We start from the raw sequence: 14,564 nt of genomic DNA, 5'->3' as shown, positions 1-14,564 counted from the left end.
AACAGAAAATGCCTTGACATGCGCTGCTCCAGTGCCTACCTAAAGCCATTAACACTCAGGAGCAAAGCATGGCTTATGATATTCGTTTAATGAAGCTGGTAACGGGCGAACTTGTCATTGGCAAGTACGATGCCGAAAAAGATTGCCTCAATGATGTGGCCGCCATCCAGAGCATTCCCACGCAACAGGGCGTGCAAATGATGATGCTGCCTTACGGATACCCCTTTGAACCCGAGTTCAGCGGCAGCCTTGACGGCAAAAATTTCCTCTACCGCTACGCCAGCACCCCCAAGGAACTTCAGGACAAGTACATCGAAGCCTGCACCAACCTCACCGTGGCTGGCGGCCTGGGCAGGATGCAGTTCAGCTCCGATCCTCTCGGTGGTTCAGGCAGCGGCCTGATCAAGTAGTCCGTTTCCTGTTCTGGCTTTTTTCAAGGGCGGCGCGCAAGGCCGCCCTTTTCGCACCCTCCGCCTTTTGCCCCCATAAGGAAGACCATGCGTTCCCTGCTGCCGCTTTTGCCCAAACCCAGCCGCTATGCCGGCATTGAAGACAACGTCTGCCGAAAAGACCCCCGGAACGTGCGCCTGCGTGTGGCCCTGGCCTTTCCTGATACCTATGACGTCGGCATGTCCTATCTGGGGCAAAAGATTCTGTACAATATCGTCAACAGCCGCCCGCACTGGTGGGCTGAACGGGTTATGGCTCCCGAGCGCGAAGCAGGTGATATCCTGCGCGCCCACCATACGCCACTGGCCACGCTGGAATCAGACACCCCGCTGGGCCAGACCCATTGCCTGAGCTTTTCCATCACGCATGAACTTTGTTATACCAACGTCCTCTACATGCTTGATCTGGCTGGCATTCCCCTGCGCACGGCTGACCGGCCGCAGGATCTTACGGCCTGCCCCCTTGTCATTGCCGGGGGCGGCGCGCTGCTCAGCGCGGAGCCGCTGACGCCCTTTATTGACGTCATGGTGCTGGGCGATGGCGAAGAAAGCCTGCCTGACGTTCTGGAACTGCTTGAAAAAGCGCTGGATTCCGGCTGGACTCGTGAACGTCTGCTGCTCGAGGCCCGGCATATTCCCGGCGTATACGTGCCCTCTCTCTTCACGGCCCGGCCTGAAGCGCCGACCGCCCCGCCCGTGCCCCTGATGGCCGACTATACGCGGCCAGCCCGCCGCATCGTGGCGGACATCAACAACACCCCCTATCCCGCCAAACAGGTGGTACCTGTGGGGGCCGTACATAACAGGCTGTCACTGGAAATCGCGCGCGGCTGTACGCGCGGCTGCCGCTTTTGCCACGCGGGCATGGTCTACCGCCCGGTGCGCGAGCGTTCGCTGGAAACCATCCAGACCCTGATGGACGATTGCCTCAGTGAAACCGGCTTTGACGAAATTTCTTTTCTGTCGCTCAGCACAGGCGATTTTTCAGCCCTGAAGACCCTGTGCTTCAGCGCGCTGGACCGTTGCGCCCGTGAACAGATCGGCCTTTCCCTGCCTTCGTTGCGGGTGGGCTCCATTGACGACGAAATCATCGAGCGCATGGCCGACCTGCGCCGTACCGGCTGCACCCTGGCCCCGGAGGCCGGCAGCCAGCGACTGCGTGACGTCATCAACAAGGGCGTGACTGAAGAAGACCTGCTGTTGCATGCCCAGAAGCTGCTTGAGCATGGCTGGCGGCAGGTAAAGCTCTATTTCATGATCGGCCTTCCGACCGAAACGGACGAAGATCTGGCCGCCATAACCGAAACGTGCCTCAAGGTGCGTGACGCCGCAGGACGCGGCAGCCCGCGCCTGCAAGTCACGGCGGCCCTTTCACCCTTTGTGCCAAAGCCCTTTACGCCGTTTCAGTGGGTGCCCCAGATCAGCCAGGAAGAGATCCAGCGGCGTGTCCATTTGGTGCGACAGCAGTTCAAGGGGCAAAAATTCCTTAAACTGCGCTGGCACGAACCCGCCATGAGCCATCTGGAAGGCATTTTGTCCCGCGCGGACCGCCGCATGGCCGATGTGGTGGAAAAGGCCTACCGCAAGGGTTCCATCTTCACCAGCTGGATGGAGCACTTTGCGCTTGCTCCCTGGCTGGAAGCGCTGGAAGAATGCGGCTTGAGCGCGCAGGAATGCACGGGTGAACGCCAGCCGGGCAGCCCCCTGCCCTGGGGACATCTTGAGGCGGGCATTTCCGAAGAATTTTTGCTGCGTGAATGGCAACGCGCTCTTGGGGAAAAAGTTACCGATGACTGCCGCTACGGGGCCTGCCGCCAGTGCGGGGCCTGTGACACCAAGGCCGGGCCGTCGCGCATGCCGCACACGCCTTCGCCCAACTGTGTCGCTCCTCTGGACGAGGCATCATGTGATGCGGCCCCCCAGAACGAGGCCCCTCTAAACGAAGCTCCGGCGGGCGCACAAACCAGCGCTGACACTGACTGCGGTTCCCTTGCGCACAACGCGCAAAAAAATTCCGCGTCTGCCGGCGCCCGGCACGACACGCCCCTGCCGGACAGCCATCAGCACCGCAACAGGCTCATTTTTTCGCAGCGCGACCAGCGCGCCCATCAGCCCAGCCGGGACGAAGAGGGCCGCCTTGTGTGCCGACCGCCCGCCAGCCGCCCCCCAAAAATAACCGCGGAACTGACAGTCAAGGCGGCGCAATACCGGATATGGCACAGCAAGGCTGGCGGCTGCGCCTACCTGAGCCAACTGGAGCTGCAAGCCGTTCTTGACCGCGCCCTGCGCCGGGCAGGTCTGCCCATGGCTTTTTCTCAGGGTTTTCATCCCATGCCGCTCATGTCCTTTGGACGGGCCCTGCCGGTTGGCGTGGAAAGCCGGGCGGAATGGTTTGCCCTGACCCTGCACAAAATTCTTCCGCCGCAGGAAGTTGCCGACCGCCTGAACCCTCTTCTGCCGCCCGGCATGGAAATCCTGCGTGTTGAATACGTGGACAAAAGCCACCGCACCGAACAGGCCATAGCCGAGGCTTTTTGCCTGTCCCTGCCAACCCCCGAAGAATACGGGCAGGTTGTCCGGTGCTTTGAAGACTTTGCCGCATTGCCTGAACTGAATTTTACGCGCGACACAAAAAAAGGCCCCCGCACCGCCAATATCAGGGCAATGTTGCGGCAGTGGGAAACCCCTGCGCCAGAGCAGCAGGAAAATGCCATTGAGTCCGTGACATTTGTAGCTGACTGGAGTAGTGGTTATCTGTCGCCCCTGCTTTTCGTCATGGCTATATTGCAGCCCATGGGAATGCCTGATACCTTGCGCCCCAGGCTGAAGCTGGTAAAAACTGCGCAAATATTCGCTGACGAAAAACTGTATCCGTAGGAACGGCCCCTCCAAGGGGATGCAACGTCCGCTGGCTACCATTGTGTCGGCTTTTTGTCTTTGCCCACGGGAGAAAACATATGGCTTCCTGTATCCCCTTTGCTGACGAAGAACCCTTTGCACAGCGCGTCAAAACTCTGGCTGACGACGAGCTGCTTGAAATATGGGAAGAAACGCAGCAAATTGAAAACATGATCTGTGCGGAACTGCATGCCGATTTTTCTCTGGCGCCGGACTATGAGAAAGTCATTGTGGAAGAATTGACCCTGCGTTCCAGCCGCCGCATAAATACCCGGCCCGAAGCCAAATAGGCGGGGCCAGCCGGAAAAACCGGCGCAGCCATGGCAATGGAAAAAAGCTCACAGCTTCTTTTTCAGATAGACCATGCCTCGCAGAAGAATGCCGTCTTCCACAATGGGATGGCGGTAATTTTTCACGAAAAAATCCTTGAGGCGGTGCGAATATGCAAATCCGCACCGCCCATAAAAACGCAGCACCCGCGGGTTTTCGTCCGTGCCCACCAGCATGGTGCGCCCTTTGTTCCCATAAAACCCGCATACGTGCCGCACCATTCAGGCTCCGTAGCCCTGTCCCTGATATCTGGCATCCGTGGCCAGATTTTTTATTTCAAATACCCCTTCGCCTTCCTGAGTGACCACGCATACGCTTCTGACCTCGCCATTGCGCAGCACAAAAAGGTCGCCACGTTCAAGGTAGCGGTCAATCATGTCTTCCTGTTCGTCACCCAACAAAAGAAGCGCCAGAAATTCCTTCTTGTTCGTTTTTATAATTGAGATAGATACGGACATAATTTCTCTACTAGAGCATTTCAACTTTGAAAAAGTGTAAATGCTCTAACGCTGCACGAAAGTGCAGCGCGCCACAACGTGGCGTGGATTCAGCCGAAAATCGCATTTTTCGGCTGAATGAACACTTTGAAATGTGAAACATTTCAAAGTTAATCTGCTCTAGAGCGGTGACTTGAAATACCCGCGTACGGCAGGCAAAAGCCTGCCTGCTCACATTTCGTGGCAAGGATTTTCAAGAAAATCCTTGCAGACCAGTTAACTCATTTCATTCGTAAACTGCCCTACACAGGGCGGCGACGCACTGCCCGGCTTCGTCCCAAAGGGTTTGCCGGAACCGGCGGACAACAGCGAGCCTGCAGCGTAAAAGGCTTGTGCATGTAAAAAGGGCGAAAGCCATCAGCTTTCGCCCTGAAAAAAGCTTGCTATCCCGGCGCGGTTAGATGCCGCCGAGCCTTTCCATATCGTCGTTGGAAAGCAGCTTGTCCAGATCAAGCATGATGAGCAAACGATCCTGAAGCTTGCCAACGCCGCTGATATAGTCCGAATCCACTCCGGCCACCACGGGCGGCGGCGGCTCAACCGTGCTGGCGGGAATGCGCAGCACTTCGGAAACCGCGTCGACCACAAAGCCTACGATGATATTGTTGATTTCAATAACAATGATCCGCGTGTTCTTGTCGTGCGTTTTTGACGCAAGACCGAAACGACGGCGCAGATCAATGATGGGAATCACCTTTCCACGCAAATTGATGACGCCTTCAACAAATTCCGGAGCGCGGGGTACCCTGGTGATCTCCATAGTGCGGATAATTTCCTGCACTTTCAGGATGTTAACCCCGAACTCCTCCTCGCCGATGCTGAAAGTCACCAGTTGCAGAAGTTCGTCTTCCTGTTTTCTCTGATTTACATCCATGTGCGCTCCTTGTTGCAACCAGCCGCTCAACCTGTAAAGGCCGCCAGCCTCAGCCTTAGGCCTGCCGATGTTTACTATAGGGCTTATCGACAAATTGGTAAAGCTCCATAGGTCTGCCCCCAAAATCGCTATCTGCCAAATGCGTCGCGCATGGCCTGCTCCAGACTCTCACTCCCGTAGACATCACGCAGCACCAGAGGGGCTGTGGCCATGTCGCCTCCGGGAAAAAGCGCCGTGAGGGGAATGCTCTTGCTGCCCAGGGCCTCCAACAGGCGCACGGCGTAGGCATTGGCATTGGTGAGGTCCACGCGAACAAGCTCCATATTGTAACGGGCCTGCAAACGGCGCAAGCGTTCGTCCGTCAGAACGGTAGCCTCCATAAATTTGCAGTTGGGGCACCAGTCGGCGGTGAACTCCAGCAGCATGGGTTTTTTGCCCAGGCCAGCCTCAAACGTCTGCGGGCTGAAATCGCGCCATTGCGGCAGGGGCGCCACAGGGCGCAATACCCACATGAAGGAAGCCAGCAAAAGTCCCAGGCAGGCAAGCCCCACAATCCTGCGGCGCAAAGGCGGTGCGGATATGCCGCAGTACCGCCCCCAGAGCCAGGCGCACAGGGCCACAACCAGCAGAACGCTTAACACCTGCATGTGTTTTTCCACCGGCAGGATGGAAAGCAGGTACAACGCAGTGCCCATCAGAAAAAAGCCCACCACGCGCTCAAAAATATGCATCCAGGCTCCCGGTTTGGGCAAAATGCGCGCCAGCGCGGGCCAGATGCTGAAAAGCACATACGGCAGGGCCATACCCAGGCCCACTGCCCAAAAAACGACCATGACCACCATAAGGGGCTGTGTAAAGGCCCAGCCGAGCACGCCGCCCAAAAGCGGCCCGCTGCAGGGCGTTGCCAGAAACGTGGACACAAGCCCGGTGAAATACGCCTGAAGGCAGGGATTTTTTGTGTTTGCCCCAGTTTTGAGGTCAATGACAGGCAGGGTGAAAACTCCCAGCATGGACAGACCCATCAGAAAAACGAGCAGCAGCATGACCAGGAGCACGGCCTGATTCTGGTACAGTTGCCCCCACATGAGATCCGCGAGACCGAGAACAAGGGCAAGAGCGCTGAAAAGGGTCATAACGCCCGCCGCAAAGCAGATGTTGTGCCGCCTGAAATGCCTGAGGCCCTCCTTGCCGCAGCCGCCCACCATAAGCAGACCACTGACCTTGAAAGTCAATACAGGCAGCACGCAGGGCATGGCATTGAGCAGCAACCCGGCCAGTATGCCAAAGAGCAGCGCCTTTCCAAGACTGGTTATCTCCATGGATTCATTTACATACCGTGGCGTCAGGTTCACAAAATCATCCATGGGGGGCAAGGGCTTTTGCATCTGCCCGTCTTCCGCTGCGGTCGGGCCGTTACCAGCTCCCACAGTCTCTCCCTGCGATTCAAGCCAACGGGCTATGCCTTCAGACTTCCCTGCCCCCGGAGCGCTCGCTGATGAACCTTGTCGATCAGTTACGGCCGGAGCCTCTCCAAAAAGCTGCACACCCTCGGCCGCATCATCGGCAACAGATCTGGGCGGCTGCTTTTTCAGGCTGCGCCATTGGGCAGCCCAGGGCATAGCCTCAAGAGGCTGCGTTGCCTGGGGCACCACCTCCTTCACCTGCTGGTTGACGGGCATGCAGTTGCGCGTGGAACACAAAAGCATGCTTATGTCCGCCGTATAGGGCTTGCCTTCGTCCTCTCGGGACAAAAGCACATAGAGGGTCACCTCGCCTTCATAAACGAAAATGGTGGCCGAAGGATCATAAAAGTCCCGCTGCACCGCCCCTTCCGGATACCACACGGCCTGCGGCGGCCCACCGGCGACACTGAAGCGCAGGGTAGTGGGACGCCCCGCATCGCCGGGGTCATGAGCGTAAGCGTGTACATCCTTGGGCAACGTGAGGCGCAGGGCGCCGACAACGGCATCGCCGTCCAGAGCCGTTTCAAGCCGGATTCCCAACGTGTTGGCGCGTGCTTGGCCTGAAAAAACAAAGAGGGACAAGGCCATACACAGGGGCATCAGCCACAGGACCAGGGGGACGTTTTTTGGGTTAAAAAGCTTTTTTAAAAAAACGTTTTTAAATTTCACTATGTTAACTCTTTCTTTCCATTTTTTTATTCAAACACGCTTGACAGTTGGTACCCATCAGCGTAAACCCCTTTTCACGCAATGCGGGTCATTAGCTCAATTGGTAGAGCAGCTGACTCTTAATCAGTTGGTTCGGGGTTCGAGTCCCTGATGGCCCACCAGAAAAATCAAAGGTTCGTGGTTACAAGCCACGAACCTTTTTTGATATTTGCGATACTGCGCGCCAACACATGCAAGGAAGCAACGCAACGCGCGGGCGCATACTGAGACCATATACGACACGCCTGCGTCAGAAATCACATACGCAACAGCGCTGCCGCAGTACTGTTGCGTGGCCGCGGGCTGTGCCGAAGCTGTTTTTTTAGTTCTGGCAAGCAGACGGTAATGACAGGACACAAGCATACTGACCCTCGCAATTACACGAGCGGTTCGACAAACAACAGACAGCATGTGACCCCAAGGGGAAGACGTTAAGCATCTCAGCATTGGAAAGATTTTATCCCTACTGGAAGAGCAAGTCCATCTTTCCTTTATGCCCGCGCCATACGGCGCCGCAACGTCATCGGGAAAAAACGCATTTTCATGCCTGCCGCGTATGCGGGCGGCTGATCCCCCCAATTTCATGCCTGCCGGCGCCAGTGCGGGCAACCGGAACCTTTCGTTTCAGGCGGGTGGCCGCCAGGCAGACTACCATAACGCAAATTACAACCGCCCGTTATGCCAGAGTTGTTACAAAAAAGCGATGGTACAAAAAAACGAGCCTCTCCCTTAACGGAGAGGCTCGTTTTTTTGAGCAGTTACGAATCGCGGGTTTCTTTGCCTGCGCCCGCTTCCGCAGCCGCCAGGGCCATTAAAGCGTCACGTTTCCCTAAAGGATGTACAGCGTCAGATCCTGGTCCTTGCGCACGTCCTGGAGATGTTCGGCCACATAGGCCTTGTTGACCACGATTTGCGCGCCCGGCATGTCCGGGGCGTCAAATGAAATGTCAGACAGTATCTTTTCCATAATGGTATACAGACGGCGCGCGCCGATGTTTTCCGAACGGGAATTGATGTCTTCAGCAAAGGCGGCAATTTCTTCCAGGCCGTCTTCGGTAAAGCGCAACCGTATCTGCTCTGTGCCCAGCAGGGCTTCATACTGCTTGGTAAGGGCGTTGTCCGGTTCGGTAAGAATGCGTAAAAACTCTTCGCGACCCAGGGCCTGAAGCTCCACACGCAAGGGAAAACGCCCCTGCAATTCAGGAATCATGTCCGAGGGTTTGCTGAAATGGAACGCGCCCGCCGCGATAAACAGCACATGGTCCGTGCGGATCATGCCGTACTTGGTATTCACGGAACTGCCCTCCACAATGGGCAACAGGTCGCGTTGCACGCCTTCGCGCGAAATATCCGAAGTGCGGTTCTGCGATGAACTGGCGATCTTGTCTATTTCGTCAATAAAGATGATGCCGGTCTGCTCCACCCTTTCCTTGGCGCGCTCCACCAGGGCGTCCTGATCAACCAGCTTGCCTGACTCTTCCTGCACCAGCACATTGAAAGCGTCACGAATCTTCATCTTGCGGCGGCTGCGCTTGGGCGGAAAGGCCTTGCTGAACATGTCCTTGACCTGGCCGCCCATCTGCTCCATGCCGGGTATGGCAAAAATGTCCACCCCGCCGCCGCCCATTTCCGTCACTTCCATTTCAACTTCGCGGGTGTCCAGAAAACCGAGGCGGAACTGCTGCAACAGTTTTTCGCGCGTTGAAGAGCGGTCTTCCAACCCGAAGGAGCTGGGCAGCAAAAGATCCATCAGGCGCGATTCCGCAGCGGCTTCGGCGGCTTTGCGCACGCGGGAGTTTTCCTCGTCGCGCACAAGGTTTATGCCGATCTCCATCAGATCGCGCACCATAGATTCCACATCCCGCCCAACGTAGCCCACTTCGGTGAACTTGGTGGCCTCCACCTTGATAAAGGGCGCGCCCGAAAGTTTGGCCAGACGGCGCGCTATTTCGGTCTTGCCCACGCCGGTCGGCCCCATCATGATGATGTTCTTGGGCGAAACCTCGTCGCGCAGATCAAGCGGCAGATGCTGCCTGCGCCAGCGATTGCGCACGGCAACGGCAACCATGCGCTTGGCCTGTTCCTGACCCACAACAAATTTATTCAGTTCGGCCACGATCTCACGGGGTGTCAAGGTGCTCATCAATTGCTCCTGATAAGTTTGCTCTGTCTGTCAATATAGGCACTGCAACCGATCTGGCAATGGCGCGGTACAAATTTGACGCGCTAACGGGTCTGCCAGCACGACATAAAAATGTCGCCATTATTCACTCGACGGCATGCTTCGCATTTGCCATGATGCAGTTCTGAAGGGCGGCGTCTCTTGAGTGAAGCATGGCTTGGCCCGTGCTTGTTGATAACAATTATTGACTATCCAGAGCACTTGTAGCACAATGGTTTCATAAACAAAGGCACAAGGAGTTCCGTATGAATACAGTCACTTTCAAGGGCACACCTCTCCATCTCATCGGCAACCGGCCTGCAGTCGGGCAAAAAGCCCCCGACTTCACCCTGGCCGCCAACAACCTCAGCCCCCGCAGCCTCAAGGACTACGCGGGCAAGGTACTTGTGCTGGTAAGCGTGCCCTCTCTTGATACTCCTACATGCGATATGGAAGTGCGCCGTTTCAACAAGGAAGCCGCCGCCCTTTCCGACAAGGTGCGCATCGTGGCCGTAAGCTGCGACCTGCCTTTTGCCCAGGCCCGCTGGTGCGGCGCTGCGGGCGTCCAGTCTGTCGAAACCCTCTCTGACTACAAAGAAAGAAGTTTCGGCAAGGACTACGGTCTGCTTATTGATGAACTGCGCCTGCTGGCCCGTGCCATCGTGGTTGTGGCCCCTGACGGCACGGTTGCCTATACCCAGCTTGTTCCTGAAGTTGCCAACGAGCCGGATTATGACGCGGCCCTGGCCGCTGTGAAAAAACTTGCATAACTGCGCGGGCACCCTGCCCTTCCTTGCCAGCGTATACCGAAAGCCTCCCTGTCGTGACAGGGAGGCTTTCTTGTAAACAGCACTCTTGGCCCGCACGCGCATCATCCGACGCGTCAGGCGCTTTTTCGGCCTCCGCGCAGGCCGGGCACCAGGGCGCTCACGCCAAACCAGCAGCACGATACAAGAATCACGGTGGCTCCGCTGGCCGTGGACATCCATTCCTGCGCAGAAAGCACAAGGCCGATAAAGGCCGAACTCAGCCCCACAACCAGCGCCCACCAAAACATGCCTCCAGCCGTGGCGGCCAGATTTCTGGCCGTGGCCGCAGGCACGATAAGCAGGGCCGTCACAAGCAGCACCCCCACCGCCCATACGGAAAACATGACGACAAGGGCCAGCAGCGCCGCAAAAGCGTACTGCCACAAGGCAACGCGCACGCCGTGCACGCGGGCCATGACGGGGTTAAGGGCGATATACAGCAGCCTGTTGTAGCCCGCTATCTGAAAAAGCAGCATGGCGAAAAAAAGCAGCAGCAGAAAACCCGTTTCGGCTTCCGTAATGGTGAGAATGTCGCCGTACAAAAAGCGTTGCATGTCGCGCCCCACCCCTGGGGCACGGCTGACCACGGCCAGGCCAAAGGCCACAACCGCAGAAAACACTATGCCTATGACCGTGTCGCCGGAAAGATTGCTGCGCCGCCGCACGGCCATGATGCCGAGCCCCACCAGCACGCCGAAAATCGGCATGGAAATACGCGGGTTTATAGCCAGAATAAGGCCCAGGGCCACTCCGGCGAAGGCAGAATGCCCGATGGCGTCGGAGAAAAAGGCCATGCGAAAGCTGATGACCTCCACCCCAAGCACCGAAGCCATAGGGGCCAGCAAAAGCAGGCCAAACATGGCCTGCTGCATGAAGCGCATGTGCAGGCAGTCCAGCGGCAGGCGGCCCAAAAGATCGTATATAAAGGTCAGATCAGGCATGTCCGGCCTCCCCGGCGGCTGCACCGTCGTCCGTGCCTTTGCCTGAGCGCCCGTCCGGGCTGCCATCCTGCGTCAACAAACCTTCCTTTGTCGCCTTCGCGCCGCCACGGCGCTGTATGCTGGCATAGGCTGGCAGCAGCCGTTCCGGCGCGCACACGGCCCCGCACTGGGGGCAGGCCGGGTCAGCAGGGTCGCACTGGTCAGGATACAGATGGATGGGCACGCCAAAAAGCTGCATGAGCACAGACGCGCCAAGGGCCTCGTGGGGCGCGCCCTCGGCGCAGACCTTCCTGTTGAGGCATATGACGTGGGTCGCATAGTGGGCCGCCAGCGACAGGTTATGGCTGACAATTATCTGGGTAAAGCCCTGCTCCATGCGGACTTTGTCCAGCACTTCCCAGAACAGCCGTTCACCCTGCACATCGACTCCTGCGGCAGGCTCGTCGAGCACCAGCAGCCGGGGTTCGCGACCCAGGGCCGCAGCCAGCAGCACCCGGCGCATTTCGCCGCCCGAAAGATCGCTCAACCGCCTGTCTTCAAGCCGTTCGGCCTGCACCATACGCAACAGCCTGCGCGTCTCCGCGCGCACAGAATGGCTGAGGCCGAACCACAGCGGACGGCGTTGGCGGTTGAGCGCCAAAAACTCTTCCACGCGCAGGGGCAGGCTGGCGTCCATATGGAGATACTGCGGCACATAGGCCGTGCGCGGCAGGCCGGACTGGCCTGCCGCCTCAATACGGCCCGAGTAGCTCATTTCACCTATAAGACAGAGCAGCAGCGAGGTCTTGCCCGCGCCGTTGGGCCCCACAAGCACGGTGCTGCTGCCGGCGGGCACGGTGGCGCACACATCCTCAAGGATGAGCCTTCCGCCACGGCACACGCTCACATGGTCAAAAACAAGGGCAGGAGCGGTACGGTCAGCGCGGCTCAAAATACTTCTCAAGAATGTTGATGTTGCTGTTCATGGTCTTTTCATAATGGTCCAGCGAGGGGCTGGCCGGGCCCGAAGCCAGAGAATCCAGCTGGGCCGCGGGTATGCCCACTTCACGGGCGAGCGTCTGCACGGCCTTGTCCGAATATTGCGGTTCGCCGGCAATGAGGGCGGGCCTGTGTTCCCGCAGTATCGCCGCCACCTTGATAAGACGCCCCGCCGAAGGCTGTGCTTCCTCGTTCTCCTGAATAACGGCAACAACTTCAAGGCCGGCGTCACGCGCCATATAGGACAGGGCGTCGTGCATAAGCGCTATGCCCTTGTTGGGGGCCTTATTGCCCAGAGCGGCGAGGCGCTCGCTCAGGCCCGACAGAACCTTTTCATACGCGCGGGCGCTGGATTCATACGACGCGGCGTTCTGCGGATCGGCCTTGGCCAGCCCCTGAGCCATGTTCTTCACCATAATGGCCGCCTGACTGGGGCTTGCAAAGGCATGCGGATTGATGCCGCCGTGGTCGTGGTGGTGCCCGTGGTCGTGATCATGGCCATGATCGTGGCCGTGTTCATGGCCGTCATGGCCGTGGGCGCTTTCTTCTTGCCCGTGGCGTGCGGCATGCTCGTGCCCGTCATGATCCGCATGCCCGCCCTCGTGCCCTTCGTGATCCTCATCTCCGTCTTCGTGGGCGTCGCCTTCCTTCAGGGGGGTGACGCCCGCGCTGCTGTCCACCACAACCAGACCCGGCTTGGCTTTGGGCAATGCCTTGAGCATAAAATCGTCCAGACCGAGACCGTTGAGCAGCAGCACGTCGGCCTGGGCCAGCTTCTGCATGTCCTTGGGGGTCAGGGCGTAGTCGTGCGGGCAACCTGTCTGGGCCGGAACAAGAAGATCCACCTGCGCGCCGGGGCTCGACTGAACCACATTACGCGCGAGAAGGTATACGGGGTATGTTGTTGCAAGAATGCGCAGTTTGCCCTGGCCGGACGCAGCCGAAGCAGCCTGGGGCATGAGCACGCCGGCACTGGCGAGGCAAGCTGCGATCACAATTGCGGCGGCGCTGAACCGAAAAAGCATAAATATCTTTTTTTTCATGGCATTACTCCATTTCACCAAGTCCGCGTTCTTGGTTATGCTTCCACTATGGGCCTGTCAAGGCTGCCAGATCAGGCAGGACGACAAAGGAAGGCATGCCGGGAGGCCCCCGGCATATCCGATCTGGATCATTGTCGCGGGCAGATTATTTCAGGGCATCTTACCCATGAAAAAGGTAAAATCCTTTAATCGCTCTACCCTGCTTTTCCCCGGGGGGCGTGGCGAATGAACGTGCCGTCCTCCAGTTCAAAGAACGCCTGTCTCAATTCTTCATCCGTGTTCATGACAATGGGCCCGCCCCAGGCCACCGGCTCCCGCAGGGGAGCACCGGAAACCAGGACAAAACGCGCGCCTTCGGGCCCGCCTGCAAGGCTCAGGCTGTCGCCCGGCGTAAACAGGCAGGCATTGCGATGGGGAATTTCACCGCCACCGGCAAGCTCGCACTCCCCTTCAACCATATAGGCAAAGACCGTGTCCTGCGGCCTGGTGGCTATGGTCCAGAGCGCGCCGGGCCTCAATGTCACGTCCAGAAAAACCACGTCAACGTAATCGCCCCTGGTGGCTCCGGCAACGCCATTATAGTCTCCGGCCACTACCGCCACCAGCGCCCCGCCGTCTTCCACTCGGGGAACCATTTCAGAGCGGATGTCCCTGTATTCGGGATCAACCATCTTGCGGGCGCGCGGCAGGTTTATCCAGAGCTGCAGACCCAGCATGCGGCGTGAGGCCTGGGGCATTTCCTGGTGCAGAATGCCGCTGCCCGCCGTCATCCACTGGCAACCGCCGTCCACAATGCTTCCGGCATTGCCGAGGCTGTCTTCGTGGTCTATGCGGCCCCGCATAAGATAGGTAAAGGTTTCAATACCCCGGTGCGGATGGGTGGGGAAGCCCTTGGTGTAATCTTCAGGATTTTCAGAATCAAAGGCGTCCAGCATAAGAAAAGGATCAAAACTGCGTACTGTGGGTGAACCAAGTACGCGCACCAGATGCACGCCAGCTCCGTCAATGGCCTTTCGGCCCGTGACCAGCTCGGCAATGGCACGCTTCTTCATGACAACTCCTTTGGGCAGGCTTGCGCGGATGTGAAAAGCTTGCCGATACTGGTGGAATGCTGTACCTGAAAAGGCATGCTTCCGCCTTTACGGCCTGCAAGTCCTGTTTCCCTTTTTCAGCAAAGCAGAAAACAGCGCCGGGAGCAACCGCCCACAGTGCCGTTTGTCACAAACCGTCTTCACAGGCGTCTTGAGCAGATCAGCCTTTGAGAAACATATCTTCAAAGCATACGGCCCGTTATGGCGCGTAACAGCCGGGACAGTTCGCGCTTGCGCTTCCACGGCAACGCCCGCTCACGCAGACGCGGCGCGCTTTCGCCACGAACGTGCCCTGACCCTGAAATATCTACCCGGCGTTAAC

The 14,564-nt window shown here is 58.1% G+C and carries 13 protein-coding genes and 1 tRNA gene; 5 read left to right on the top strand and 9 right to left on the bottom strand.

Going from position 1 to position 14,564, the window contains the following annotated elements; genetic code table 11:
• The first annotated feature begins 68 nt into the window (after nt 1–68).
• From ACZ5DH_RS03555 to ACZ5DH_RS03545, 3 genes are all read left to right on the top strand, one after another.
• Nucleotides 69–410 (top strand): hypothetical protein, encoded by a 342-nt coding sequence (locus ACZ5DH_RS03555; RefSeq protein WP_464255780.1) that lies wholly within the window; start codon nt 69–71, stop codon nt 408–410.
• 87 nt (nt 411–497) lie between these two features.
• On the top strand, nt 498–3,326 hold the full coding sequence (locus tag ACZ5DH_RS03550; protein ID WP_464255779.1) for a TIGR03960 family B12-binding radical SAM protein: 2,829 nt from the start codon (nt 498–500) through the stop codon (nt 3,324–3,326).
• An 80-nt stretch (nt 3,327–3,406) separates the two neighbouring features.
• Entirely contained in the window at nt 3,407–3,637 is a 231-nt protein-coding gene (locus ACZ5DH_RS03545) for a hypothetical protein (RefSeq protein WP_320351197.1), read from the top strand.
• Between the two features lie 48 nt (nt 3,638–3,685).
• Here the strand turns inward: ACZ5DH_RS03545 and ACZ5DH_RS03540 are convergent, their stop codons facing one another.
• The 4 genes from ACZ5DH_RS03540 to ACZ5DH_RS03525 form a co-directional block, all read right to left on the bottom strand.
• Nucleotides 3,686–3,898, bottom strand: coding sequence for a hypothetical protein (locus ACZ5DH_RS03540; protein WP_464255778.1), 213 nt, complete (start codon nt 3,896–3,898; stop codon nt 3,686–3,688).
• A complete protein-coding gene (locus ACZ5DH_RS03535; protein ID WP_464255777.1) occupies nt 3,899–4,135 on the bottom strand; it encodes a hypothetical protein in 237 nt (78 codons plus the stop codon).
• 436 nt (nt 4,136–4,571) lie between these two features.
• The gene (locus tag ACZ5DH_RS03530) at nt 4,572–5,048 is read right to left on the bottom strand and encodes a chemotaxis protein CheW (protein ID WP_464255776.1); all 477 of its coding nucleotides are present in this window, start codon (nt 5,046–5,048) and stop codon (nt 4,572–4,574) included.
• Between the two features lie 128 nt (nt 5,049–5,176).
• The gene (locus tag ACZ5DH_RS03525) at nt 5,177–7,099 is read right to left on the bottom strand and encodes a protein-disulfide reductase DsbD family protein (protein WP_464255775.1); all 1,923 of its coding nucleotides are present in this window, start codon (nt 7,097–7,099) and stop codon (nt 5,177–5,179) included.
• A 166-nt stretch (nt 7,100–7,265) separates the two neighbouring features.
• Here ACZ5DH_RS03525 and ACZ5DH_RS03520 point away from each other — a divergent pair.
• A tRNA-Lys gene (locus ACZ5DH_RS03520) sits at nt 7,266–7,341 on the top strand.
• A 707-nt stretch (nt 7,342–8,048) separates the two neighbouring features.
• Here the strand turns inward: ACZ5DH_RS03520 and hslU are convergent.
• Complete coding sequence (hslU, locus tag ACZ5DH_RS03515) at nt 8,049–9,362, bottom strand: ATP-dependent protease ATPase subunit HslU (protein ID WP_464255774.1); 1,314 nt, start codon at nt 9,360–9,362, stop codon at nt 8,049–8,051.
• A 284-nt stretch (nt 9,363–9,646) separates the two neighbouring features.
• Between hslU and tpx the strand changes: the two genes are divergently transcribed.
• Nucleotides 9,647–10,150: a thiol peroxidase gene (gene tpx, locus ACZ5DH_RS03510; RefSeq protein ID WP_464255773.1), complete on the top strand. Its 504-nt coding sequence runs from the start codon at nt 9,647–9,649 to the stop codon at nt 10,148–10,150.
• Between the two features lie 113 nt (nt 10,151–10,263).
• Here the strand turns inward: tpx and ACZ5DH_RS03505 are convergent, their stop codons facing one another.
• The 4 genes from ACZ5DH_RS03505 to ACZ5DH_RS03490 form a co-directional block, all read right to left on the bottom strand.
• Nucleotides 10,264–11,130, bottom strand: a complete 867-nt coding sequence (locus ACZ5DH_RS03505) for a metal ABC transporter permease (protein ID WP_464255772.1) — start codon at nt 11,128–11,130, stop codon at nt 10,264–10,266.
• The gene (locus tag ACZ5DH_RS03500) at nt 11,123–12,061 is read right to left on the bottom strand and encodes a metal ABC transporter ATP-binding protein (protein WP_464255771.1); all 939 of its coding nucleotides are present in this window, start codon (nt 12,059–12,061) and stop codon (nt 11,123–11,125) included. Before ACZ5DH_RS03500 ends, ACZ5DH_RS03505 begins: the two co-directional genes overlap by 8 nt.
• Nucleotides 12,048–13,151: a metal ABC transporter substrate-binding protein gene (locus ACZ5DH_RS03495; RefSeq protein WP_464255770.1), complete on the bottom strand. Its 1,104-nt coding sequence runs from the start codon at nt 13,149–13,151 to the stop codon at nt 12,048–12,050. The genes ACZ5DH_RS03500 and ACZ5DH_RS03495 overlap by 14 nt, the downstream gene beginning before the upstream one ends.
• Nucleotides 13,152–13,345: 194 nt before the next feature.
• Nucleotides 13,346–14,203 (bottom strand): pirin family protein, encoded by an 858-nt coding sequence (locus tag ACZ5DH_RS03490; RefSeq protein ID WP_464255769.1) that lies wholly within the window; start codon nt 14,201–14,203, stop codon nt 13,346–13,348.
• Nucleotides 14,204–14,564: the final 361 nt, after the last annotated feature.

It is taken from the genome of Desulfovibrio simplex, from assembly GCF_055387835.1.
Note: the sequence above shows the minus strand (reverse complement) of the source record. Positions and strands in the feature narration are given on the sequence as shown.

What these genes read in the sequence shown, in the direction of transcription:
- tpx (WP_464255773.1), top strand. Translation starts at nt 9,647, where the DNA reads ATGAATACAGTCACTTTCAAGGGCACACCTCTCCATCTCATCGGCAAC.
- ACZ5DH_RS03530 (WP_464255776.1), bottom strand. Translation starts at nt 5,048, where the DNA reads ATGGATGTAAATCAGAGAAAACAGGAAGACGAACTTCTGCAACTGGTG.
- ACZ5DH_RS03545 (WP_320351197.1), top strand. Translation starts at nt 3,407, where the DNA reads ATGGCTTCCTGTATCCCCTTTGCTGACGAAGAACCCTTTGCACAGCGC.
- ACZ5DH_RS03555 (WP_464255780.1), top strand. Translation starts at nt 69, where the DNA reads ATGGCTTATGATATTCGTTTAATGAAGCTGGTAACGGGCGAACTTGTC.
- ACZ5DH_RS03525 (WP_464255775.1), bottom strand. Translation starts at nt 7,099, where the DNA reads ATGGCCTTGTCCCTCTTTGTTTTTTCAGGCCAAGCACGCGCCAACACG.
- ACZ5DH_RS03535 (WP_464255777.1), bottom strand. Translation starts at nt 4,135, where the DNA reads ATGTCCGTATCTATCTCAATTATAAAAACGAACAAGAAGGAATTTCTG.
- ACZ5DH_RS03550 (WP_464255779.1), top strand. Translation starts at nt 498, where the DNA reads ATGCGTTCCCTGCTGCCGCTTTTGCCCAAACCCAGCCGCTATGCCGGC.
- ACZ5DH_RS03490 (WP_464255769.1), bottom strand. Translation starts at nt 14,203, where the DNA reads ATGAAGAAGCGTGCCATTGCCGAGCTGGTCACGGGCCGAAAGGCCATT.
- ACZ5DH_RS03540 (WP_464255778.1), bottom strand. Translation starts at nt 3,898, where the DNA reads ATGGTGCGGCACGTATGCGGGTTTTATGGGAACAAAGGGCGCACCATG.
- ACZ5DH_RS03495 (WP_464255770.1), bottom strand. Translation starts at nt 13,151, where the DNA reads ATGAAAAAAAAGATATTTATGCTTTTTCGGTTCAGCGCCGCCGCAATT.
- ACZ5DH_RS03505 (WP_464255772.1), bottom strand. Translation starts at nt 11,130, where the DNA reads ATGCCTGATCTGACCTTTATATACGATCTTTTGGGCCGCCTGCCGCTG.
- hslU (WP_464255774.1), bottom strand. Translation starts at nt 9,362, where the DNA reads ATGAGCACCTTGACACCCCGTGAGATCGTGGCCGAACTGAATAAATTT.